Annotated in this window: 19 protein-coding genes; 11 read left to right on the top strand and 8 right to left on the bottom strand. The window is 71.0% G+C overall.

Annotation, left to right across the window (positions count from 1 at the left end):
• Nucleotides 1-17 precede the first annotated feature (17 nt).
• From ACIBG4_RS14840 to ACIBG4_RS14815, 6 genes are all read left to right on the top strand, one after another.
• On the top strand, nucleotides 18-2,492 hold the full coding sequence (locus ACIBG4_RS14840) for an ATP-binding protein (RefSeq protein WP_397202231.1): 2,475 nt from the start codon (nucleotides 18-20) through the stop codon (nucleotides 2,490-2,492).
• Nucleotides 2,489-4,933 carry a type IV secretion system protein gene (locus ACIBG4_RS14835; protein WP_397202230.1) on the top strand — a complete coding sequence of 815 codons (2,445 nt, stop codon included), beginning with the start codon at nucleotides 2,489-2,491 and terminating at the stop codon, nucleotides 4,931-4,933. The genes ACIBG4_RS14840 and ACIBG4_RS14835 overlap by 4 nt, the downstream gene beginning before the upstream one ends.
• A gap of 2 nt (nucleotides 4,934-4,935) precedes the next feature.
• Nucleotides 4,936-5,568, top strand: coding sequence for a hypothetical protein (locus tag ACIBG4_RS14830; protein WP_397202229.1), 633 nt, complete (start codon nucleotides 4,936-4,938; stop codon nucleotides 5,566-5,568).
• On the top strand, nucleotides 5,565-6,653 hold the full coding sequence (locus tag ACIBG4_RS14825; protein WP_397202228.1) for an NlpC/P60 family protein: 1,089 nt from the start codon (nucleotides 5,565-5,567) through the stop codon (nucleotides 6,651-6,653). The genes ACIBG4_RS14830 and ACIBG4_RS14825 overlap by 4 nt, the downstream gene beginning before the upstream one ends.
• A complete protein-coding gene (locus ACIBG4_RS14820) occupies nucleotides 6,650-7,042 on the top strand; it encodes a (deoxy)nucleoside triphosphate pyrophosphohydrolase (RefSeq protein WP_357631933.1) in 393 nt (130 codons plus the stop codon). The genes ACIBG4_RS14825 and ACIBG4_RS14820 overlap by 4 nt, the downstream gene beginning before the upstream one ends.
• A gap of 120 nt (nucleotides 7,043-7,162) precedes the next feature.
• Nucleotides 7,163-8,461: a hypothetical protein gene (locus ACIBG4_RS14815; protein ID WP_397202227.1), complete on the top strand. Its 1,299-nt coding sequence runs from the start codon at nucleotides 7,163-7,165 to the stop codon at nucleotides 8,459-8,461.
• A gap of 81 nt (nucleotides 8,462-8,542) precedes the next feature.
• Here the strand turns inward: ACIBG4_RS14815 and ACIBG4_RS14810 are convergent, their stop codons facing one another.
• The 7 genes from ACIBG4_RS14810 to ACIBG4_RS14780 form a co-directional block, all read right to left on the bottom strand.
• Nucleotides 8,543-9,295: a succinate dehydrogenase/fumarate reductase iron-sulfur subunit gene (locus tag ACIBG4_RS14810; protein WP_310712822.1), complete on the bottom strand. Its 753-nt coding sequence runs from the start codon at nucleotides 9,293-9,295 to the stop codon at nucleotides 8,543-8,545.
• Nucleotides 9,292-11,178, bottom strand: coding sequence for a fumarate reductase/succinate dehydrogenase flavoprotein subunit (locus ACIBG4_RS14805; protein ID WP_397202226.1), 1,887 nt, complete (start codon nucleotides 11,176-11,178; stop codon nucleotides 9,292-9,294). The genes ACIBG4_RS14810 and ACIBG4_RS14805 overlap by 4 nt, the downstream gene beginning before the upstream one ends.
• Nucleotides 11,179-11,187: 9 nt before the next feature.
• Nucleotides 11,188-11,979, bottom strand: a complete 792-nt coding sequence (locus ACIBG4_RS14800) for a hypothetical protein (RefSeq protein ID WP_310712825.1) — start codon at nucleotides 11,977-11,979, stop codon at nucleotides 11,188-11,190.
• Between the two features lie 195 nt (nucleotides 11,980-12,174).
• A complete protein-coding gene (locus ACIBG4_RS14795; RefSeq protein WP_397202225.1) occupies nucleotides 12,175-12,624 on the bottom strand; it encodes a response regulator in 450 nt (149 codons plus the stop codon).
• On the bottom strand, nucleotides 12,621-13,775 hold the full coding sequence (locus ACIBG4_RS14790) for an ATP-binding protein (RefSeq protein WP_397202224.1): 1,155 nt from the start codon (nucleotides 13,773-13,775) through the stop codon (nucleotides 12,621-12,623). Before ACIBG4_RS14790 ends, ACIBG4_RS14795 begins: the two co-directional genes overlap by 4 nt.
• Nucleotides 13,772-14,908 carry a PP2C family protein-serine/threonine phosphatase gene (locus ACIBG4_RS14785; RefSeq protein WP_397202223.1) on the bottom strand — a complete coding sequence of 379 codons (1,137 nt, stop codon included), beginning with the start codon at nucleotides 14,906-14,908 and terminating at the stop codon, nucleotides 13,772-13,774. The genes ACIBG4_RS14790 and ACIBG4_RS14785 overlap by 4 nt, the downstream gene beginning before the upstream one ends.
• A 35-nt stretch (nucleotides 14,909-14,943) precedes the next feature.
• Nucleotides 14,944-15,873 (bottom strand): LysR substrate-binding domain-containing protein, encoded by a 930-nt coding sequence (locus ACIBG4_RS14780; RefSeq protein WP_310712832.1) that lies wholly within the window; start codon nucleotides 15,871-15,873, stop codon nucleotides 14,944-14,946.
• Between the two features lie 134 nt (nucleotides 15,874-16,007).
• Here ACIBG4_RS14780 and ACIBG4_RS14775 point away from each other — a divergent pair, with 134 nt between their 5' ends.
• From ACIBG4_RS14775 to ACIBG4_RS14760, 4 genes are all read left to right on the top strand, one after another.
• Nucleotides 16,008-16,772, top strand: a complete 765-nt coding sequence (locus ACIBG4_RS14775) for a succinate dehydrogenase cytochrome b subunit (protein WP_397202222.1) — start codon at nucleotides 16,008-16,010, stop codon at nucleotides 16,770-16,772.
• Nucleotides 16,769-18,694 (top strand): fumarate reductase/succinate dehydrogenase flavoprotein subunit, encoded by a 1,926-nt coding sequence (locus tag ACIBG4_RS14770; protein ID WP_397202221.1) that lies wholly within the window; start codon nucleotides 16,769-16,771, stop codon nucleotides 18,692-18,694. The genes ACIBG4_RS14775 and ACIBG4_RS14770 overlap by 4 nt, the downstream gene beginning before the upstream one ends.
• Nucleotides 18,691-19,431: a succinate dehydrogenase/fumarate reductase iron-sulfur subunit gene (locus ACIBG4_RS14765; protein ID WP_355449561.1), complete on the top strand. Its 741-nt coding sequence runs from the start codon at nucleotides 18,691-18,693 to the stop codon at nucleotides 19,429-19,431. The genes ACIBG4_RS14770 and ACIBG4_RS14765 overlap by 4 nt, the downstream gene beginning before the upstream one ends.
• Before the next feature lie 194 nt (nucleotides 19,432-19,625).
• Nucleotides 19,626-20,993 carry an ATP-binding protein gene (locus ACIBG4_RS14760; RefSeq protein ID WP_397202220.1) on the top strand — a complete coding sequence of 456 codons (1,368 nt, stop codon included), beginning with the start codon at nucleotides 19,626-19,628 and terminating at the stop codon, nucleotides 20,991-20,993.
• Here ACIBG4_RS14760 and ACIBG4_RS14755 read toward each other — a convergent pair.
• Nucleotides 20,990-21,622, bottom strand: coding sequence for a phosphotransferase (locus ACIBG4_RS14755; protein WP_310712840.1), 633 nt, complete (start codon nucleotides 21,620-21,622; stop codon nucleotides 20,990-20,992). The two genes, ACIBG4_RS14760 and ACIBG4_RS14755, sit on opposite strands and share 4 nt — an antisense overlap.
• A gap of 135 nt (nucleotides 21,623-21,757) precedes the next feature.
• Between ACIBG4_RS14755 and ACIBG4_RS14750 the strand changes: the two genes are divergently transcribed.
• Nucleotides 21,758-23,446, top strand: a complete 1,689-nt coding sequence (locus ACIBG4_RS14750; RefSeq protein WP_397202219.1) for an ABC transporter ATP-binding protein — start codon at nucleotides 21,758-21,760, stop codon at nucleotides 23,444-23,446.

Here is a 23,446-nt window from a genome sequence, read left to right as displayed (position 1 = left end):
TGCGCCGAGGGGGTGGCATGAGCCGGGCGTCCAGAGCGCACCAGCGCCTCGCGGTCCGTTACTTCGACGACCGCATCCTGCTCACGGACACCAGCGCATGGGCGTACTTCCGCCTGCCGACGGTCAGCTACGAGTTCGTCACGCCCGAGGAACGCGAGGCGCTGGCCACCAACATCACGATCGCGCTGGCCGCGATCAGGATGCCGGACGCCGAGGTCCACCTGCGGGTGGCGCACCGCACGTACCCCGCGGCGGAGTGGGCGATGACGCTGAACGGCACGTCCGACGAGGGGCCGGGCTGGCGCGACTACCTGGAGGAGATGTACCGGCACGTCTGGGCGAAGGACTTCTGGACGAAAGAGGTGTACCTCGGCGTCCGGCTCGGCCCGCGCGGCCGGCAGATCGGCGGCGGCGTGCTGTCGCAGCTGTTCGGCTTCTACCAGCGCACCGAGAAGGTGCTGGGCATCGCCGACGACCACGTGCCGGACAGTGAGATCGCCCGCTGGACGGAGCAGGCCGAGCGGCTCGGCAGGGCGCTGGCCTCCAGCGCCCTGTACGCCCGTCACGCCACCTCCGTCGAGGTGGCGTGGCTGTTCCAGCACGCGGCGGCGGGCGGCATCGGTGATCCGCCGCCGTCGGCCAGCTCGAAGCGGCGCTGGGGCAGGGGCGAGATCGAGTCGCTGGTGGAGGGTGAGATCCACAACGGCCGGTCGTTGCTGCGGATCGTGCAGCCGCAGGGCGACTCGTACGTGGCGCACCTGTCGTTCGCCCGCTTCCCCGACCTCATGCCGTTCCCGGACGGCGAGCCGTGGATGCACTTCGCCGACCAGCTCCCGTTCCCGGTGGAGATCTCGTCACGGATGCGGCTGATCCCGCCGGTGAAGGCGTCCAAGGACGTCGCGCGCAAGCTGGCGCACGCCCGCGACATGGACATCCACATCCGCGAGGCGGGCGCGGAGGCGCCGATCGCGCTGGCGGAGCAGATCGACGCGGCCCGCATGCTGGAGCACGGCATCACCAAGGAGCGGCTGCCCTTCGTGTACGGCTGGCACCGCCTCATCGTGTCGGCCCCGACCGAGGACATCTGCGTGCAGCGGGTGGAGGCGGTCGTCGAGCACTACCGCGACATGGGCATCGACGTGGTCAACTCGACGGGCGACCAGTTCTCGCTGTTCTGCGAGGCGCTGCCGGGCGAGAAGGTGCGGGTCAACGCCTACGCCCAGCGCCAGCCGCTGCGTACGATCGCGGGCGGCATGTCCACGGCGACGGTCGACCTCGGCGACCGGCTCGGCGAGGGCAGCGAGGGCTGGCACGGCCCGTACATCGGCGAGACCGTGGGCCGGGCGCGCAGCATCGTCCACTTCGACCCGCTGGTCGCGGCGACCCGCAACCGGCCGACGGCCATCGCGATCACCGGCGAGCCGGGCGGCGGCAAGACGACGCTCGCGCTGTTGATGATCTACCAGATGGCCCTGCGCGGCGTCACGGTGGCGGTGATCGATCCGAAGGGCGACGCCGAGTCGCTGGTGCAGCTCCTGCAGAAGCGGGGGCGCAGGGCGCGGATCATCCCGCTCGGCTCGGCCGCGCCGGGCCTGCTGGACCCGTTCTCGTTCGGCGACGACATCGCGGCCAAGAAGACCATGGCCACGGAGACGCTGCGCCTGCTGCTGCCGCGCATGTCGGAGGAGCGGGAGTCGGCCATGATCCAGGCCGTCGCCGCCGTGTCCAACGCGCCGGACCCGTCGCTGGGCAAGGTCGTGGAGTTCCTGGAGCAGTCGGAGGACGCGGCCTCCAAGAACCTCGGGGCCGTGCTCCGCTCGATGTCGGAGATGCACCTGGCGCGGTTGTGCTTCGACCCGTCGGGCGGCGACCAGATCGACAGCGAGGGCTGGACGACCGTGTTCACGCTGGGCGGGCTGACGCTGCCGGACGCGGCCACCACCCGCGACGACTACTCCTACGAGCAGCGGCTGTCGGTGGCGCTGCTCTACCTGGTGTCGCAGTTCGCGCGGCGGCTGATGAACGGGCTCGACCGCCGCGCCCCGAAGGCGATCTTCCTGGACGAGGCGTGGGCGATCACGTCGACGCCCGAGGGCGCCAAGCTGGTGCCCGAGGTCAGCCGGATGGGCCGGTCTCGTAACACCGCGCTCGTCCTGGTCTCGCAGAACGCCGGCGACCTGCTGAACGAGCAGGTGACCAACTGCCTGTCGTCGGTGTTCGCGTTCCGGTCCACCGAGCGGGTCGAGGTGGACCACGTCATGTCCCTGCTCGGGGTGGAGCCGTCGGAGGAGCACAAGGCGGTGCTGCGCTCGCTCGGCAACGGCGAGTGCGTGTTCCGTGATCTGGACGGCCGGGCCGGCCGCATCGCAGTGGACCTGATCTCGGAGGAGCTGCTGCGCTGGCTCGACACGAATCCGACGCACGACAAACCCGGCGACAGCGGGCATGATCTTCAAGGGGGAGTGGGCCGAGCGCAGGAGGTACGGTCATGAAGGTCCGGCTACCCAGGCGGCTCGCGCTCGCGCTGGCCCTGATCGCGGGCATCCTCGTGGTCCCGCTCGTGGTGGGTGGCATGTCGCCGGCCGCCGCGGCCCCGTGCGACCTGTCGCCGGCGCTCACCCCCGAGGTGATCGGCAGCGGCGTCGACGGCATGATCTCACCGCCGCCTCCCGAGGGCACGGTCCCGGCGGCGACCACGAACTACGCGCAGTTCGGCATGAGCGGCCAGTTCTGGCACACGTACGGGCTGGGCTGCTCCGACATCGTCGCCGTCCTGGGCAACGGCTGGGCCAACACGGTCTTCCTGTGGGCCAAGGCGATCGACCGGGTGACGATCACCACCTACCAGGCCGCCGCCACGGAGGGGCCGCTCCAGTCCATCAAGAACGTGGTGGACGACATCGTCACGAACCTGTCGGAGGCGATGTACTGGCCGTTCCTGCGCCCGATCGTGATCCTCGGCGCGATCTGGCTGGCCTGGTACGGGCTGATCCGCAAGCGCGCCACGACGACGGCCGAGGGCGTCATCTGGATGGTGCTGGCCGTCACGGTCGCGACCTGGTTCTTCAGCCGGCCGGGCGACTTCACGGGCCTCGGCAAGATCGTCACGGACAAGACCGGCGAGGTGGTCAACTCTGCCTTCTCCGGTCTGCCCGGCGCGGGCGGCGCCTCCTGCCTGCCCGGTCCCGGCCAGACCAACCCGCAGGTGAAGGCCGGCGGCTACGGCCAGACGGGCACCCCGGGGGTCGACCAGAACGCCGACGCCCTGTGGTCGACGCTCGTCTGCAAGCCGTGGCTGGTGGGCCTGTTCGGCACGGCCGACCCGAACGCGCCCGTGGTGCGCGACTACGGCCGGCTCATGCTGGAGACGCAGGCTATCCCGGCGCCGACGGCGGGCCAGCAGGCCGCCGACCCGGCGGCGCACCAGGCGAAGTACGCCGAGATCGCGGAGAAGCTCCAGAGCGACCCACGCTTCGCGATCTTCCAGGGCAAGGACTGGACGTCGCGGCTCGGCGTGGCCATCGGCGCGCTGATCGCCGCCCTGGTCGCGGGCGTGCTCATCTTCCTGGTGGCGGTGTCGCTGCTGGTGCTGAAGGTCGGCTTCCTGCTGTTGCTGATCATGGGACCGGTGTTCCTGCTGATCGGCGTGCATCCGGGCAGCGGGCGCATCATCGCGATGCGCTGGGTGGAGATGCTCGTCGGCACGCTGCTGCGGCAGGCCGTGCTCGCGCTGGTGCTCGGCGTGCTCGTGTACGGCTATGCGCTGATCATCTCCACGGCGATGCCGTGGGGGCTGCAGATCCTGTTCATGGCCCTGCTGACGATCGCGGTGTTCTTCTACCGCAGGCCGTTCCAGCACCTGTTCGCCTCGATGAACGGCCACACGCTGGCCACCCGCATGCTCGGCGAGGCGGCCAGCTCCCGCACGCTGGAGCGGTCGGCCGTGGCGCTGCCGCCGGTGGCCTCGGCCCGCATCGGGCGCTGGGGCGTGCGCAAGGCGGAGCCGCTCATCCAGGCCGCCGCGACCGGCGCGGCGGCGGGGTCGGCGGCGGCCTCGGCCGTGGCGCAGGGCCGGGCCCGCGGCGAGGAGGCGGCGGCCGGTGGCGGGCAGCAGGGCACGCGGGTGCCCGCCACGGCGGCTCCGCTGGCCACCGACCAGCAGGGCGGCAAGGCGGCGTCCCGGCAGGTGCCGGCGCCGCGTCCGGGCTCGGCGCCGCCGCTCAACCTCGGCGGGACGCCGGCCCGCACGCGGGGCGCCGCGACCCCGGGCGGAGCTCGGGCGGCGGGCGGCGCGGCCGGTGGTGCGACGGGTGGCGCCTCGGGCGGTGCGTCGGGCGGGTCGGGCCCGCGCGTGTCCGGTGGGACCGGTCCGCGGGTGTCGGGCGGCGCGGGCGCGGTGTCCCGGCTGGCGGGAGCGGGTGGCGGCGGCAACCGCGGTGGCGGCGGCAACACCGGCGGTGACGGCGGTGGCGCAGGCTCATCAGGTGGCTCGTCAGGCGGTGGTGGCTGGTTCGGCGGCCGGTCCGGTGGTGGCTGGGCGTCGCGCGGCGGCGGCTCGGGCGGCTCGGGCGGCTCCGGCGGCGGGATCTTCGGAGGCTCGGGGTCCGGCGGGTCACGGTCCGGCGGGTCACGGTCCGGAGGCTCGGGCGGCGGGCTGTTCGGCGGCGGGTCGAGGTCGCGAGGGTCCGGCGGTTCCGGCGGGTCGCGTTCGGGCGGCTCCCGGTGGGGCGACTCGGGCGGCCGGCGGTCGTCGAGCAGCGGCTCCTCGGGCGGCGGGATCTTCGGCGGGTCGTCGCGGCCGGCCGACGCGCCGCGAAGCCGCGCGGAGGAGCCGCCGCCGCTGTGGCTGCCCAGCCGCCGCGGCAACGGCTCCGGCGGTCACGAGCCGGACGTGCCGTTCTGGCTCAAGCCCGGCGGTCAGGACAGGGACTGACGATGGCCCTGCCCGGTGACAAGCGGGGGCTGGCGTTCGCCGCCATCGTGGTGGTGATCGCCGCCGTCGGCCTCTACGTGACGATGTGGCCCGGCTCCGGCGAATCCGCCGAGGAGAAGCCGGTCGCCGGCCGTACGCCGAGCGGCGTGGTGACCGTGCCGCGCAGCACGCCCCTGGCGACGGCCAGCGACGCCCCGTTCGACATCTACGCGTACCTGCCGATGTCGAAGGAGCAGCTCGCGGCGTCGGCCGACCTGGCCGAGCGGTTCACCGCCGCGTACGGCACCTTCCGCTACGACGAGGACCCGGCGGCGTACGCCGACCGGGTCAAGGCGTTCGCCACGGCGGACCTCGGCGCCGTCCTGGCACGCACCCTCACCTCGCCCGGCACGGTCGAGCGCAACCGCGCCGACGAGGTGGTGTCCACGGCCACGGCCAAGGTGAAGGAGATCAGGTCGGTGGAGAAGACGTCTGTGGTCCTCGTCGTCACCGGCACGCAGCAGATCACCGCCAAGAGCGGGAACAAGCAGCTCACCGACGACTACGCGGTGACGGTGAGCGAGATGGGCACCGACTGGCGGGTGTTCGACCTGCAACCCGCCGGAGAGGGCCAGGACGGGGACACCACGGGGTGAACCTCTCACGTACCCGCGTGGCCCTGGCACTCGGCGCGGCCGGGGCGGTCCTGCTCGCGCTGGTCATCGTGTCGCCGATGCTCATGACCTCGATCCCGTCGTTCATCGGCAACGGCGGGGAGCAGCCCGACTGCGGGAGCGAGGCGAAGGCGCAGGAGGCGTCCGACTCGGCCGCCTCGGACATCCCGCCCGACTACCTGGAGCTGTACAAGAAGAACGGCGAGAAGCTGGGCGTGCAGTGGACGATCCTGGCGGCCGTGGGCAAGCGCGAGACCGACCACGGCCGGTCCGACCTGCCCGGCGTCAAGAGCGGCACCAACTACGCGGGCGCGGCCGGGCCGATGCAGTTCCTCATCAGCACGTGGGGCGGCAAGGCCAGGGTCCCGATGTCGTCGCAGGTCAACGGCTACGCCTCCGACGGCGACGGTGACGGGATCGGCGACATCTACAACCCGGCCGACGCGATCCTCGGCGCGGCCAAGATGCTCAAGCGCAACGGCGCGCCGGAGAACGTGCGGCGGGCGCTGTTCGTCTACAACCGGGCCTGGTGGTACGTGGACCAGGTCGAGGAGATCGCCCGCCGCTACGCCAAGTCGGGCGAGGTCCAGGAGCCGCCGGAGGCCGACGGCGCCTGCGACGACCCGCTGGTGGAGGCGGCGCCGAGCGAGGTGGTGGGTAAGATCCTGGCGTTCGCGCTGAAGCAGCGGGGCAAGCCGTACCTGTGGGGCGGCACGGGTCCTGACGCGTTCGACTGCTCGGGGATCATCTACGCGGCCTACCAGGCCGCGGGGTTGCACATCCCGCGCACCACGTTCCAGCAGTGGCCGTACGGCGTGAAGGTGTCGCAGGGCGACGAGCAGCCGGGCGACCTGGTGTTCTTCAACGCGGGGCCGGGCACATCGCCCGATAACCCGGGACATGTGGGGATGGTCGTGTCGAAGGGGAAGATGATCGAGGCGCGGTGCCGGCTGTGCGGGCCGATCAAGGTGACGGCGTACGAGTCGCGTACGAACATCGTGGGCTTCACCCGGCCGCTGCAGAACCCGGACACCCTCGAGCAGCTCAAGAAACTGCGGACGCTATGACGGTGGTCGTGGTGGCGGCGGTGATCGTCGATGCGCGGAGGCGGGTGCTCGCCGCGCAGCGTGCCGAGCCGCCCGCGCTGGCCGGCGGCTGGGAGTTCCCGGGCGGCAAGGTGGACCCGGGCGAGAGCGAGGCCGAGGCGCTCGTGCGCGAGTGCCGGGAGGAGCTCGGCGTGGAGGTCGCCGTGGGGGAGCGGGTCGGCGGCGACTGGGCGCTGGCCGAGGGCTACGTCATGCGGGTGTGGCTCTGCTCCTTGGCCGCCGGCACGCCGGAGGCCAAGGAGCACCTGGCGCTGCGGTGGCTGGCGCCCGGCGAGTACTTCGACGTGGCCTGGCTGGGGGCGGACCTGCCGGTCATGCGGGCGGTCGAGGAGGTTCTGCGCGCAGGTTAGCCGGGATTTGTCAGGGAATCTGGCGGTACTTCCGTCTTTACTGTGCCTTTTACCGGGCTAAGATTCCTTTGACGATTAAGATCCTCATGACCATGGTTTCGGATCGTGCGGAGGGCACAGGTGGCACGCACGCGAGCGACGGCTGTCTCCGCGATGGTCCTTTCGCTGGGCCTGACCGGCATCGGCGCCGCGCCGTTCGTCATCCAGAGCGCCAGCGCCTCGGTGTCGGCCTACGATCCCGCCGTCGATCCGTGCGACACCGACCAGTTCTGCGAGAGCTCCCCAGAGGTCACGATCACGGTCACCACCACGCTGCCCACGCCTGAGGAGCAGCCGGAGACCACGATCACCAAGACCATCACCAAGTCGCCGCCCGCCACCAAGACGGCCCAGCCGACGCCGAAGAAGACCAGGACCAGCACGGCTCCCACCCCGCCGCCCAGCACCCCGGACCAGACCCTCCCGCCGGTGGTCCCGCCGCCGCAGACGTCGGCCTCGGTGGAGGATCCGCTCGCGTCGCCGAGCGAGGAGCCCACGGAGGAGCAGAGCCTGCTGTTGCCGAGCGTCGCCGGCACCGACACCCCCACGGCGACGCCGACGACCACCCCGCAGGAGACCTCGACGAGCGAGTCGGTCCAGCTCGAGGTGCGCGCCGCGACTCCGGAGTTCGACCAGGCCGAGATGACGCGCAAGCTCAGCATCCCGGCGCTGGTCATGGTGCTGCTGGTGCTGTTCGCGGTGCTGATCTTCGAGGGGCGGCTGCGCCGGATGGCGCACGCGGCGGCCGTCCGCAGGGCCGGCCCGCAGGTGCCCCGGCCCGACCTGGGCGGCCCGGGGTACCCCGGCGGCTATCCGCCCGGCGGGCCCTACCCGAGTGGTTACCCCATGGGTCCCGGCTACCCGCCGCCCGCCGGTTACCCCGCGGGTCCCGGTTACGCCGCCGCGGGTCCGCACGGCTACCCGGGTACGACGGCGTACGCGCCGATCCTCAGCTTCGTGCCGGTCCAGACGTATCCCGGCGGCCCGCTCCAGTACGGGGCCGTCTACCAGGACCCGAACACGTACGGCGGGCCCGACGCGGGTGTTCCCGTGCTGCCCGGCCTGCCCAGTCCTCCGCCCGAGCCGGCCGCCGAGCCGGTGGTGCTCTACAGCAACGAGCCGGTCGAGGAGGAGCGCCACGGGGCGTACCGGGCGCCGTTCGAGCCGCTGGTCCCGCCGGAGCAGCCGCCGGCCGACATCCCGGCGGGCGGCGCCGCGCCGTTCGAGGCGCCGCCGGAGCACCCCGTGAGCTCGGCCTCGGCCGCCGAGACGGGCGACGCGGAGCCCTGGCAGGCGCCCGCGGCCGGCCCCGACCCCAACGCGACGCTGATCGAGTTCCTGCCGGACGAGGACGGCGGCAAGCACCGCCGCAAGCACTGAGCGCTCCGCGCGAGACCCTGACCCAAACGCCGAGGCGGCCGGTGGAATCCCACCGGCCGCCTCGGCGCTTTCAGACGCGGGTCACTTCGGGCGACGGAAGATCTTGTTGCCGAGCCACACCAGCGGGTCGTACTTGCGGTCCACCACGCGCTCCTTCATCGGGATCAGCGCGTTGTCGGTGATCTTGATGTGCTCGGGGCAGACCTCGGTGCAGCACTTGGTGATGTTGCAGTAGCCGAGCCCGTGCTCCTCCTGCGCCGACTCCTGGCGCTCGGCCACGTCGTACGGGTGCATGTCGAGCTCCGCGATGCGCATGAGGAAGCGCGGCCCCGCGAAGGACGTCTTGTTCTCCTCGTGGTCACGGATGACGTGGCAGACGTTGTTGCACATGAAGCACTCGATGCACTTGCGGAACTCCTGGGACCGCTCGACGTCGATCTGCTTCATGCGGTACTCGCCCGGCCGTACCCCCGACGGGGGCGTGAACGAGGGGATCTCCCGCGCCTTCTGGTAGTTGAACGAGACGTCCGTGACCAGGTCCTTGATGACGGGGAAGGTCCGCATCGGGGTGACCGTGATCGTCTCGTCCTCCTCGAAGGTGGACATCCGGGTCATGCAGCCCAGCCGCGGCTTGCCGTTGATCTCCATGGAGCAGGAGCCGCACTTGCCGGCCTTGCAGTTCCAGCGGACCGCCAGGTCGGGCGCCTGGGTGGCCTGGAGGCGATGGATGATGTCGAGGACGACCTCGCCCTCGTTCACCTCGACGGTGAAGTCCTCGAGCTTGCCCTCTCCGCCCTCACCGCGCCAGACTTTGAACTTCGCCTTGTAGCTCATCTCGAAATCCCGTCGAACTCTGTCATCTCTTCGTCGGTGAGGTACTTCTTCAGCTCGTCGCGCTCGAACAGCGTGATCAGGTCGTCGCGCATCGCCGGCTGGGTCTTCTCCTCGACCGTGACCGAGGAGCCGTCGGCCGTGGAGCAGACGAGCAGCTTGCGGCGCCACGCGGGGTTCATGCCGGGGAAGTCGTCGCGGGTGTGACCGCCGCGGCTCTCCTCGCGCAGCAGCGCGGCGCGGGCCACACACTCGGAGACCAGGACCATGTTGCGCAGGTCGAGCGCCAGGTGCCAGCCGGGGTTGTAGATCCGGGACCCGGCGGCGCCGACGAGGCGGACCCGCTCCTTGAGCTTCTCGACGACCTCCAGGGCCTCGGAGACCTCCTCGGCCTTGCGGATGATGCCGACCAGCTCGTTCATCGTGCGCTGGAGCTCGTGGTGCACCTCGTACGGGTTCTCGCCGGCGCGCTGCAGCGGGGCCAGCGCCTCCTCCCGGGCCTCGTCCACCAGCTCCTGGACGACCTTGGGCCGGGCGGGCAGCGCGTCCACGTACGCGGCGGCGCCCGCGCCCGCGCGCCGGCCGAAGACCAGCAGGTCGGACAGGGAGTTGCCGCCGAGGCGGTTGGAGCCGTGCATGCCGCCGGAGACCTCGCCCGCGGCGAACAGGCCGGGCACGGCGGCGGCGCCCGTGTCGGCGTCGACCTCGACGCCGCCCATGATGTAGTGGCAGGTCGGGCCCACCTGCATGGGCTCGGCGGTGATGTCGACGTCGGCCAGCTCTTTGAACTGGTGGTACATCGACGGCAGCCGCCGCCTGATCTCCTCGGCCGGCAGGCGGGTGGAGACGTCGAGGAAGACGCCGCCCTGGGGTGAGCCGCGCCCCGCCTTCACCTCGGAGTTGATGGCGCGGGCCACCTCGTCACGGGGCAGCAGCTCCGGGGGCCGCCGGTTGTTGGCCTGGTCGGTGTACCAGCGGTCGCCCTCCTCCTCGGTGGTGGCGTACTTGTCCTTGAACACCTCGGGGATGTAGTTGAACATGAAGCGCTCGCCGTCGGAGTTGCGCAGCACGCCGCCGTCGCCGCGGACCGACTCGGTGACGAGGATGCCGCGCACGGACGGCGGCCAGACCATCCCCGTGGGGTGGAACTGGATGAACTCCATGTTGATGAGGTTGGCCCCCGCCAGCAGCGCCAGGGCGTGGCCGTCGCCGGTGTACTCCCAGGAGTTGGAGGTCACCACGTACGACTTGCCGATGCCGCCGGTGGCGAGCACCACGGCCGGGGCGTCGAGGACGACGAGGTTGCCGCTCTCGCGCCAGTAGCCGAAGGCCCCCGAGATGCGCTCGCCGTCCTTGAGCAGGCGGGTGATCGTGCACTCGGCGAAGACCTTGATGTAGGCCTCGTAGTCGCCGTGCTGCTCGTAGTCCTCCTGCTGGAGGGCGACGACGCGCTGCTGGAGGGTGCGGATCAGCTCCAGGCCGGTGCGGTCGCCGACGTGCGCCAGGCGCGGGTACTCGTGGCCGCCGAAGTTGCGCTGGCTGATCTTGCCGTCCTTGGTGCGGTCGAACAGCGCGCCCCACGCCTCCAGCTCCCAGACCCGGTCGGGGGCCTCCTTGGCGTGCAGCTCGGCCATCCGCCAGTTGTTCAGGAACTTGCCGCCGCGCATGGTGTCACGGAAGTGCACCATCCAGTTGTCGTCGGAGTTGACGTTGCCCATCGCGGCGGCGGCCCCGCCCTCGGCCATGACCGTGTGGGCCTTGCCGAACAGCGACTTGCACACGATGGCGGTGCGCTTGCCCTGCTGGCGGGCCTCGATGGCGGCCCGAAGCCCGGCGCCGCCCGCGCCGATGACGACGACGTCGTATTCGTGACGCTCGATTTCCACTGAGATTCCTTACGCGTACGGGAAGGCGATGATGCCCTTGGCGACCAGGCGGACGTAGAAGTCGGCGCCCATGACGGAGAACATCGAGGCCCACGCGAGGGGCTGGTGCTTGGCGTTGAGCTTGGAGACGAAGGTCCAGGCGCGGTAGCGGAGCGGGTGACGGGAGAAGTGGTTCAGCCGGCCCGCGGTGATGTGCCGGCACGAGTGGCACGACAGCGTGTACGCGGCGATCAGGACGGCGTTGAGCAGCAGGATCCAGGAGCCGAGGCCGTTCGGCCGGTGGACGAGCGCGAGGATCGCGTCGTAGGCGAGGATGGCGCCGATGACGATGGCACCGTAGAAGAAGTACCGGTGGATGTTCTGGATGATCAGCGGGAAGCGGGTCTCGCCGGTGTACTTGCCGTGCGGCTCCTGGACGGCGCACGCGGGCGGCGACAGCCAGAACGAGCGGTAGTAGGACTTGCGGTAGTAGTAGCACGTCAGCCGGAACCCGCCGGGCAGGCCGAGGATCAGCAGGCCGGGCGGCAGCGTGTACCAGTCGCCGAAGGGCGCCAGGCCGAAGAGCCTCGCCCCCTCGGGGCAGGAGGTCGCCAGGCAGGGCGAGGAGAACGGCGCGATGTACTCCGGCCCCGGCACGTAGTACGGGGTGTCGAAGATGGCCCACACGCCGTAGACGAGGAAGGCGCTGAGCCCCAGGAAGGTCAGCAGCGGGGCCAGCCACCATCGGTCTGTGCGCAGTGTGCGCACCTTGATCTGCGCACGTTGCCTTCTGACGGGCGCGTCGGGCGTCGTCTGGCTCATCGGGGACCTCTCCACCTCCCGCGGACCCTTCACTCGCCTGGGGTCCGGGTCGTTCGCTGTTGCGCGCGGCGCGGGGCGTCGTCTCCGCTCGGGCGCGCATTGGTGGGGGATACGTTACGACGCCCGCAGGAGCATTTGTGACAAGGGTCACTCACTTTTTCGATGACCCGCTGTGATTCCTGTCACGTCCACGCGTCAGAGGCGCTTCCCCAGGTGCGGCAACTTAACCACCGTGACGAAAAAATCATCTATTTGTCGGACAACTCGGATGAATTGCTCGAAATCCACTGGTTTGGAGACGTAGGCGTTGGCGTGCAGCCGGTAGCCCTGGAGGATGTCCTCCTCGGCCTCGGACGTCGTCAGGATGACCACCGGGATGGTGCGCAGGTCGGGGTCGGCCTTCACCTCGCGCAGCACCTCCATCCCGTCCATGCGCGGCAGGTTGAGGTCGAGCAGCACCAGGTCGGGCCGCGGCACGTCCTGGTAGCCCTCCTCGCGGCGCAGGAAGGCCATCGCCTGCTCGCCGTCGTTCACCACGTGCAGGCGGTTGCTCACCTTGTTGTACTCGAACGCCTCCCGCGTCAGCAGGATGTCGCCCTGGTCGTCCTCCACCAGCAGCACCTCGATCGGGCGGCCGGCGCTCATGCGTCGTCACCCGCCGCGGGCAGCGTCCAGCGGAAGGTGGCGCCGGGCCCCTCGGCGTCGCCGTCGAGCCAGAGCCGGCCGCCGTGATAGTCGACGATCTTGCGGCAGAGCGCCAGCCCGATGCCCGTTCCCGGGTAGACGTCGCGCGGGTGCAGGCGCTGGAAGATCAGGAAGATCCGGTCGGCGTACTTGCCCTCGATCCCGATCCCGTTGTCCGAGCAGCTGAACTCCCACACGTCGTCCTTCCGCACGGCCTCGATCCGGACGCGGGGCGGCTCCGCGGAGCGGAACTTGACGGCGTTCTCGACGAGGTTCTGGAAGAGCTGTGTGAGCTGGTGCCGGTTGCCGAGCACGCGGGGGAGCGGGCCCGCCGTGACGGTCGCGTCCGTCTCCTCCAGGGCCGCCGACAGGTTGTCCAGGGCCGCGGACAGCGCCGGGCCCGAGTCGACGGGCGTCCGCTCCCCGCTCACCCGGCCCACCCGCGAGAAGTCGAGCAGGTCGTTGATGAGGAGCTGCATGCGCTTGGCGCCGTCCACCGCGTAGTGGATGTACTGCCTGGCGCGCTCGTCGAGCCGGTCGCCGTAACGCTGGTCGAGCATCTGCGTGAAGCTGGCGATCTTGCGGAGCGGCTCCTGGAGGTCGTGGCTGGCCACGTAGGCGAACTGCTCCAGCTCGCCGTTCGAGCGGCGCAGCTCGACCGCCTGCTCCTCGGCGCGGCGCCAGGCGGTGACGATGCGCTCGCGCATGGCGTCGACGTGGCCGGACAGCTCCGCCAGCTCCGCCGGGTGCTCGACGGCCGGGCGGTGGTCGTAGTCGCCGGCCGCGACCTGGCGCACCTGCTCGGTGAGCTTGGCGATGGGCTTCAGGACGACGTACCTGACGACGCAGCCCAGCACCACGCCGGTCACCAGCAGGATCAGCAGCAGCACGATCAGCGCCACATACAGCCTGCCGAGGTGCTCCTCCACCTCGGGGCGGGGCCGGGCCGCGCGGACCTGGTCGATGAGCAGGATCGTGTACACGATGGCGGCAGCGAACGCGAGCGTGACGACCGAGCCGACGACCGCGAACCAGCGGCCCATCGGCAGGCTGCCCAGCCCGGTGGTCACGCGGGGCGGCGGCAGCGGCCGGATGCCCGACACGTCGCTCATGCCGCCCCCTTCCTGAGGAGCACCATGGCGAGGTCGTCGTCCGGGACGCCCACGTGGCGGATGAGCCGGTCGAGGTCGATGGAGCCGTGCTCGCGTACGAGCTCGACCAGGCCCTCGACGCCGAGCGGCAGGTCGTCCTCGCCGGCCGCGGCCTCGATGAGGCCGTCGGTGTACATCATGATCGCCCAATCCTCTCCGAGAGGAACATCGATGACCTTCCACTCGGCGTCGGAGAAGATGCCGAGCGGCGGCCCGGACGGCGTTCCGTCCACCACGGCCACCGCGCCGTCGCGCACCAGCACGGGCGGCGGGTGGCCCACCACCCGCATCCGGGCATGACGCAGGTCGGGGGTGATCGTGGCCATGCACAGCGTGGTGAAGATCTCCGGAGCCTTGCGCTCGGCCCGCAGCAGCGCGTCGAGCGTGTGCAGCAGCCGCTCGCCGGTCTGCCCGGCCAGCACGAGCGTGCGCCAGGCGATGCGCAGGGCGACGCCGAGCGCCGCCTCGTCGGGGCCGTGGCCGCACACGTCGCCGACCACGACGTGGATCGCGCCGTCGGAGGTCTGCACCGTGTCGAGGAAGTCGCCCGCCAGCAGCGTGCCCTGGTTGCCGGGCAGGTAGCGGGTGGAGTGCTCGACCGCGTCGGTGCGCAGCAGCGCGACGGGCAGCAGGCCGCGCTCCAGCCGGGCGTTCTCCTTGGCGATGAGCTCGGCCTCGACCAGGCGGATCTGGGCCAGGTCGGCCCGCTTGCGCTCCATCGCGTAGCGGATCGCCCGGGCCAGCAGCCGGGCGTCGATGTCCTGCTTGACGAGGTAGTCCTGGGCGCCGGCCTGCACCGCGGCGACGCCCACGTGCGCGTCGCGCAGGCCGGTCAGCACGAGCACGGCCGCGTGCGGCGCGAGGCGCAGCACCTCCTCCAGCGCCTCCAGGCCCGAGGCGTCCGGCAGCGTCAGGTCGACCAGCACGCACTGGATCGCGGTGGTCAGCTTCGGCCTGGTCTCGCGGAGGTTGCGCACCCAGGTGATCCTCGGCGGCGCCTCCGCCTCCTTGAGCAGCTCCTCCACCAGGAAGGCGTCACCGTCGTCGTCCTCGACGAGGAGCAGCGTCAATGTCTCGGATAGCGTCGCCGTCACACGTGGGCCTCTTCGCAGGGTGGAACTGTTGCAGCTCATTGTGCGATGAGCTCGACCCCTTGCGGAAGCGTCCCCTCGTGTCCCGCTTCGACCACGAACGCCAGGAGCGTGGCCCGGAACGCCTGCGCGGCCCTGGTCGGCTCCACGTCCCGGCGGTGCGCCAGCGCCACCGTACGGCTGAGCCCCGGCGGCGTGAGCGGCGTGCCGGTCAGCCCCGGCCGCCCGTCGAGCACCATCGAGGGCACGACCGCCACCCCCAGCCCCGCCTCCACGAAGCGCAGCACCGCGTCCATCTCGCCGCCCTGGACGGCCAGCCGCGGCTCGAACCCCGCCTGCCGGCAGGCGGCCAGCGTGGCCTCCCGCAGGTCGTAGCCCCGCCGGAACATCACCATCGGGCGGCCGCGCAGATCCTCGATGCGCAGGTGCGGCTTGCGCAGCGGCTCGTGGGAGGAGGTCACCACGACCAGGTTCTCCCGCAGAAGCTCCTCGGTGACCAGCGCCGGGTCGTCGCCCTGCAACGGCATGATGATCAGGGACAGATCGATCTGGCCGCGGGCCAGCGCCCTGACCAGGTCCCGCGAGCCGCCCTCCTCGACCAGCAGCTCGATGCCCGGGTAGTCACGGTGGAAGCGGGCCAGCGCGTCGGCCAGCAGCCCCGTGCACAGCGACGGCGTCGCGCCGAGCCGTACGCGGCCCTTGCGCAGACCGGCCAGCTCGGCGACCTCCTGGCGGGCGGTCTCGGCGTCGGCCAGCATCCGGCGGGCCAGAGGCAGCAGCGCCTCGCCGGCGGCCGTCAGGGTCACGTTGCCGCGCGCCCGGGAGAACAGCGGCGCGCCGAGATCGGTCTCCAGCGCCTTGATCTGCTTGCTGAGCGAAGGCTGGGCGACCCGCATCCGCTCGGCCGCCTGGGTGAAGTGCCTGGTCTCGGCCACCGCGACGAAGTAGGAGAGCTGCTGCAACTGCATGTGATATTCCTCGCACTGACCTGGGCTGTTTCCGCACGCCGGCCGTGCAAACCAGACATCATAGCCGCAGGCTATGGAAACCAGGCCCGTCATGACTTGGACGGATCATCGCTGGATACCTAGCGTCAGAGAACGTGACTGCCACGATAGAGCGCGGCGCCGCCACCGCGCCTGTTAGCTCCCCCAAGTCCGCTCCACCGGCGAAGAAGCCCGCCGCCCGGAGGCCGCAGAAGTTCCTGGCCTCCTCCAACGGCAAGAAGGCCGTCATGGCTGTGACCGGCGCCGTGATGGTCTCCTTCCTCATCCTCCACATGCTGGGCAACCTCAAGATCTTCTTGGGGCGCGAGTCGTTCAACGACTACGCCGACGCGCTGCGCACGCTGCTGGAGCCCATCGCCCCGTACCGGACGGTGCTGACGATCCTCGAGATCGGCCTCGTCGTGTCCGTGGTCCTGCACATGTGGGCCGCGATCTCTCTCGCCAGACGGGCGCACCGCGCGCGGCCGGTGAAGTACGTCGCCAAGAAGTCGCAGGCCGGTGGCTACGCCACGCACATCATGCGGTTCGGCGGCCTCACGATCCTGCTCTTCCTCGTCTGGCACCTGCTGGACCTGACCTTCGGCGTGGTCAACCCCAAGGGCTTCGACTCCGCCCCGGCCGACCGGATGATCGCCGGGTTCGCCGCGTCGCGCTGGTGGGTGACGCTGATCTACCTCGTGGCCGTCGTCATGGTGGGCCTGCACCTGCGGCACGGCATCTGGAGCGCCTTCCAGACGCTCGGCTGGGCCAACCGCGCCCGCTACCGCGCGCTGCGCGCCACCGCCTCCGTCGTGTCCGCCGTCCTCGTCGTCGGCTTCCTCGCCCCGCCGCTCGCCATCACCTTCGGAGTCGTCAAGTGAACTACGTAGAGGGTCCGGAGATCCGGGACACCAAGGCGCCCGAGGGCCCCATCGAGGAGCGGTGGGAGAAGCGCAAGTTCTCGGCCAAGCTCGTCAACCCGGCCAACAAGCGCAAGCTCAACATCATCGTGGTCGGCACCGGCCTGGCCGGCGGCTCGGCCGCCGCGACGCTCGGCGAGCTGGGCTACAACGTCAAGTCGTTCTGCTACCAGGACTCGCCCCGGCGCGCCCACTCCATCGCCGCCCAGGGCGGCATCAACGCCGCCAAGAACTACCGCGGCGACGGCGACTCCATCTACCGGCTGTTCTACGACACCGTGAAGGGCGGCGACTTCCGCGCCCGCGAGTCGAACGTCTACCGCCTGGCCCAGGTCTCGGTGAACATCATCGACCAGGCCGTGGCCCAGGGCGTCCCGTTCGCCCGCGAGTACGGCGGCCTGCTCGACACCCGGTCGTTCGGCGGCGCCCAGGTCTCGCGTACCTTCTACGCCCGCGGCCAGACGGGCCAGCAGCTCCTGCTCGGCGCCTACCAGGCGCTGGAGCGGCAGGTGGCGGCCGGGACCGTGGAGATGTTCACCCGCCACGAGATGCTCGACCTGATCGTCGCCGACGGGCGGGCCCGCGGCGTCATCGTGCGCGACATGGTGACCGGCGAGATCGAGCGGCACGTCGCCGACGCGGTCGTGCTGGCCACCGGCGGCTACGGCAACGTGTTCTTCCTGTCCACCAACGCCAAGGGCTGCAACACCACGGCCATCTGGCGGGCCCACGAGCGCGGCGCGTACTTCGCCAACCCCTGCTACACGCAGATCCACCCGACCTGCATCCCGGTGTCCGGCGAGTACCAGTCGAAGCTGACGCTGATGTCGGAGTCGCTGCGCAACGACGGCCGCGTGTGGGTGCCGCTGCGCAAGGGCGACGACCGCGTGCCCGGCGACATCCCCGAGGACGAGCGCGACTACTACCTGGAGCGCATCTACCCGGCCTTCGGCAACCTCGTGCCCCGCGACATCGCCTCCCGCGCCGCCAAGAACGTCTGCGACGAGGGCCGCGGCGTCGGCCCCGGCGGCCTCGGCGTGTACCTCGACTTCCGTGACGCCATCAACCGGCTCGGCCGGGACGCCGTGGAGAAGAAGTACGGCAACCTGTTCGAGATGTACGAGCGCATCACCGGCGAGAACCCGTACGACACGCCGATGCGCATCTACCCGGCGGTCCACTACACGATGGGCGGCCTGTGGGTGGACTACGACCTGCAGTCCACGATCCCCGGCCTGTTCGTGATCGGCGAGGCGAACTTCTCCGACCACGGCGCCAACCGGCTCGGCGCCTCCGCGCTGATGCAGGGCCTGGCGGACGGCTACTTCGTGCTGCCCACGACCATCGGCGACTACCTGGCGGCCGGCCCGTTCGGCGAGGTCGACGAGGAGGCCGTGGCCGAGGCCGAGGTCAAGGTCCGGTCCAAGATCGAGCGCCTGATGTCGGTCAACGGCAACCGCACCCCCGACTCCTTCCACCGCGAGCTGGGCAAGCTCATGTGGGACTACTGCGGCATGGAGCGCACCGAGGAGTCGCTGCGCAAGGCCCTGGAGCGCATCCCCGAGCTGCGCCGGGAGTTCTGGGAGAACGTCAAGGTCAGCGGCACCCCCGGGGAGCTCAACCAGGTGCTGGAGAAGGCCGGCCGCGTCGCCGACTTCTTCGACCTGGCCGAGCTCATGTGCCTGGACGCCCTGGTGCGGACCGAGTCGTGCGGCGGCCACTTCCGGGCCGAGTCGCAGGACGCCGACGGCGAGGCGCTGCGCGACGACGAGCACTTCGCGCACGTGTCGGCGTGGGAGCACTCCCCGGACGGCGCGCCGGTGCTGCACAAGGAACCGCTCGAGTACGAGTACGTCAAGATGACCCAGCGGAGCTACAAGTGAACCTGACACTGAAGGTCTGGCGGCAGAGCGGCCCCTCCGACGCCGGGCGCATGGTGACGTACAAGGTCGAGGACGTCTCGCCTGACATGTCGTTCCTGGAGATGCTGGACGTCCTCAACGAGCGGCTGATCCTGGAGGGCGACGACCCGGTCGCCTTCGACCACGACTGCCGCGAGGGCATCTGCGGCATGTGCGGCATGGTCATCAACGGCGTCGCGCACGGCGAGCAGCGGGCCACCACGACCTGCCAGCTCCACATGCGGCACTTCGAGGACGGCGCCACCGTCACCATCGAGCCGTGGCGGGCCGCGCCGTTCCCGGTCGTGAAGGACCTCGTCGTGGACCGGTCGGCGTTCGACCGGATCATCCAGGCGGGCGGCTTCGTCTCGGTGCCGGCCGGCTCGGCCCCGGACGCCCACAGCGTGCCGGTCCGCAAGGAGGACGCCGACGACGCCTTCGACGCGGCCACCTGCATCGGCTGCGGCGCCTGTGTCGCGGCCTGCCCGAACGGCTCCGCCTCCCTCTTCACCGCCGCCAAGATCACCCACCTGAGCCTGCTGCCCCAGGGCCAGCCGGAGCGCCTGACCCGCGCCAAGGCCATGGTGGACCAGATGGACGCGGAGGGCTTCGGCGGCTGCACCAACACCGGCGAGTGCACCGCGGTGTGCCCCAAGGGCATCCCGCTGGACACGATCGCCCAGATGAACAGCGACTACCTCCAGGCCAACTCGAAGTAGTCACCCGCGCGCCACGTCGGACGTCGTCGGCGTGGCGCGAGTATTTGTACGTTGGCAAGCGTACAAATTAGTATGTGTAGATGCGTAAGCCTGAGCGTGTGTTGTCGAGAGACCAGGAGTGGTCCGCACTCGCCGCGTTCCTCTCCCACCCGGATCGCTGTCTCCGCCTTGGAGTCGTGTCCGGGCGCCGCCGCGTGGGCAAGAGTTTTCTGCTCCGCGCCCTCGCCGAAGTCAGCGGCGGTCTCTACGTCTCCGCCGTTGCGGAGGAAGGCGTCATCGCCGCCCGGCGCAGATTCGCCGCGGACATCGCGCGGTACGCCGGAATCGGGCCGGAGCTCTTCGCGGACGCGGACTGGGAGTCCCTGCTGACCACCGCGCTCGACCTCACCGCCCGTCAAGGCCGTGGGCTGCTGGTCATCGACGAGTTGCCGTACTGGATGGCCCACTCGCCGCAGATCCCCGGGCTGCTCCAGCTGCTCTACGACCGGTCACAGGCCGGGCAGGGGCCGGGTGGCCGGGTGCTCATATGCGGCTCGGCCATGTCGGTCATGAACGAGCTGCTGTCAGGCACCAAGGCCCTCCGGGGCCGCGCGGCCATCGACCTTCGCCTGCGACCGTTCGACCTGCCCACCACGGCGGAGCACTGGGGGATCGTCGATCCCGCTGCCGCATTTCGGGTGCACGCGATTCTGGGCGGATCGCCCGGCTACCGTAACCTCGCCAACGTGAGCCCTCCCCAGAGCGTCGCGGAGCTGGAGGGCTGGGCGGCGGCAACCGTGCTCGACGCGCGCCAGGCGCTGTACTCCGGCAGTGAGGCAGAGTACCTCCTGCGGGAGGATCCCAGATTCACCGGCAGCGCGCTGCACTATGCGATCATCAACGCCGTCGCGAACGGCGCGACGAGTCCGGCGAAGATCGGCGCCCTGCTGGAGCAGTCGCGATCGGCGATGGGCCGCCCGATCGAGGCCCTGGTGAGCGCCGGCTATCTGCGCTACGAGTCCGATCCCCTGTGGGAGAGGCGGCCTGTGATTTCGGTCGTCGATCCCATCGTCCGCTTCCACAACCTGATCACGGTTCCGCAGCGTGACCTCGTGGAGACGGGACGGTCCGCTGAGGCATGGCGCCGGTCGCGGCCGACGTTCGTCTCCCGAGTCCTGGGACCGCACTTCGAGGAGTGCGCGCGGGCCTGGCTCCGTGCCCATCCCCGGCTCTCGGGCGACGCGAGCCAGGTGACGGCGACTGTGGTCAACGACCGGACGGGGCAGGCCAAGCACGAGATCGACGTCGTCGCGTTCGACAAGAGGTCCGGCCGGGCCGTCATCGGCCTCATCGGTGAGGCCAAGGCGACAGTGGTCAAGCGCGGCACCGCGGACCTGGACCGGCTGGAGAACATGAAGGAACTGCTGACCAGGCAGGGCCACGACACCTCACGCTCGACCCTCGCGATCTTCTCGATGGAAGGCTTTCATGCGGATCTGCTCGCCGCCGCCGGACGCAGGGACGACGTTCTGCTGGTCGATCTGCCGACCCTGTTCGGCCAGGGCGGACCGGCGGGCGGCTAGGCGGTCCAGGCGGAGGTCGTGTCGAGGCGGTCGCGCCAGAGCTTCTCGCCGCCGCCTCCCGGCTCCCAGCGGGCCGTGAAGTCCAGCAGGTCGCGGCAGCGGGTCAGCATCGCCGCGTGCCGGTCGCCCCACGACGGCACCTCCGGGCCGCCCTGCCGGCGGTACGCCTCGAAGAAGCGCGGCAGCAGCGGCACGTGCTCCGGATGGTGCGTGCGGACGATCCACTCGCACCACGACAGGTCCTCGACCGGCGGGCCCGGATGCGCCCACTCCCAGTCGAGGATCGCCACCGGCTCGAACGTCACCGGGTCGAACAGCATGTTCTGCGGGCCGTAGTCGCCGTGGACGATCCCCAGCCGGTGGATGCCGGCCAGCGCCCTCCCGCAGGCGGCCAGCACCTCGGCGGCCCGGCCGTCGTCCAGCAGATCCTGGCCGTGCTCCCCGGGCACGAAACGGGTCGTCACGCTCGTCGGCGTGATCTTGTGGACGCGCGGCACCGGCAGACGGCCCCTCAACCGGCGCAGGAACCTGCTCTCCGTGCGCAGCCGGACCTCCGCCTCGGGGCCCTCGTAACACTTCACGACGAGCGCGCCGTCGCCCACCGTGCTGTTGGTGTACCCGTGCCTCACAGAGACCGATTCTGGCCTACCGCCACGCCGGGCGCACCGGCCGGCTCGGGTTGACTATGACGGCCCTGGGAGAAACGTTCCACAGAGTGAAAATGGTTTGCCGCGCGTCGAACCGTTTGTCAACCTTGACTGGCCATGCGCTCCCTTCCTGAAGCCGATCCCGGCACGCCCGACGTCCGCGGCCCGCTCCGCTACCTGTGGTGGAACGCGCGCCGCCAGTTCCCGTCCCTGCTGGGCGGCATCGGCTTCGCTACCGTCTGGTGGCTCGTGCAGGCCCTCGTGCCGGCCGTCCTCGGGAAGGGCGTCGACGCCGTCACCGCCAAGGACGCCCGGTCGCTGGTGCTCTGGTCGCTCGCCCTGCTGGGGCTCGGCCTGGTCCAGGCGTACACCGGGATCATGCGGCACCGGCTGGCCGTCTACAACTGGCTGGCCGCCGCGTACCGGACGGTCCAGGTGACCGCCCGACAGGCCGCCCGGCTCGGCGCCACGCTGCCCAAGCGGGTCTCGACGGGCGAGGTCGTCAGCGTCGGCAACTCCGACATCGCGCACATCGGCAACTCGATGGACATCCTGCTGCGGGGCACCGGCTCGATCGTGGCGATCGTCACCGTGACCGTGATCCTCATCTCGACCTCGCTGCCGCTGGGGCTCATGGTGCTCGTCGGCGTGCCGATCATGGCCGTGGCCGTCGGGCCGCTGTTACGGCCGCTGCACAGCCGGCAGAAGGCCCAGCGCGACCTGTCCGGCGACCTGTCCACCAGGGCCGCCGACATCGTGGCCGGCCTGCGGGTGCTGCGTGGCATCGGCGGTGAGCGGGTGTTCGCCGAGCGCTACCGCGAGGAGTCGCAGCGCGTCCGCCACGCCGGGGTCGCCGTCTCCCGGGTGGAGTCGCTGCTGGAAGGCGCGCAGATCCTGCTGCCCGGCCTGCTCATCGCGGCCGTCACCGGCGTCGGCGCCTCCTTCGCGCTCGACGGGGAGATCTCCGCCGGCCAGCTCGTCGCCTTCTACGGTTACGCGGTGTTCCTGATCGGCCCCATGCGCACGCTCACCGAGGCCGCGGACAAGCTCACCAAGGGCCACGTGGCCGCCCGCCGGGTGGTGCGGATCCTGTCGATGGAGCCGGAGGTGTCCGGCGGCACCGGGACCAGCGCGGGCGGCGTGCTGCGCGACACGTTCAGCGGCGTCACCCTCCAGCCGGGCACGTTCACCGCCGTGGCCGCCGCCGCGCCGGAGGACGCGATCGCCATCGCCGACCGGCTCGGCCGCTACACCGGCGGCGACGTCACCTTCGGCGAGGCCGAGCTGGCCGCCCTGCCGATCGACGAGGTCCGCTCCCGCATCCTGGTCGCCGACAACGGCGCCCGCCTGTTCACGGGCCGGCTCCGCGACGAGCTGGACGTCCGCGGCCACGCCTCCGACGACGACGTACGACGGGCGCTGCGGGCGGCCTGCGCCGAGGACATCGTGGAGGCGCTGCCCGACGGGCTGGAGGCGTCCGTGACCGAGGGCGGCCGGGAGTTCTCCGGCGGCCAGCAGCAGCGGCTGCGGCTGGCCCGCGCCCTGGTCGCCGACCCGGAGGTGCTCATCCTGGTCGAGCCGACCAGCGCCGTGGACGCCCACAGCGAGGCCCGCATCGCCGACCGGCTGACCCGGGCGCGGGCCGGCCGTACGACGCTGGTGTGCACCACCAGCCCGCTGGTGCTCGACCGCACCGACCACGTGATCTACGTCGAGGACGGCAGGGTGCTCGCCGAGGGCACCCACCGGGAGCTCCTGGAGTCCTCGCCCAGCTACGCCGCCACCGTGACCCGAGGGGAGGACTGA

The organism is Nonomuraea sp. NPDC050383 (genome assembly GCF_044459125.1).
Lineage (GTDB): Bacteria > Actinomycetota > Actinomycetes > Streptosporangiales > Streptosporangiaceae > Nonomuraea.
This window is presented reverse-complemented; position numbering and strand designations above follow the sequence as displayed.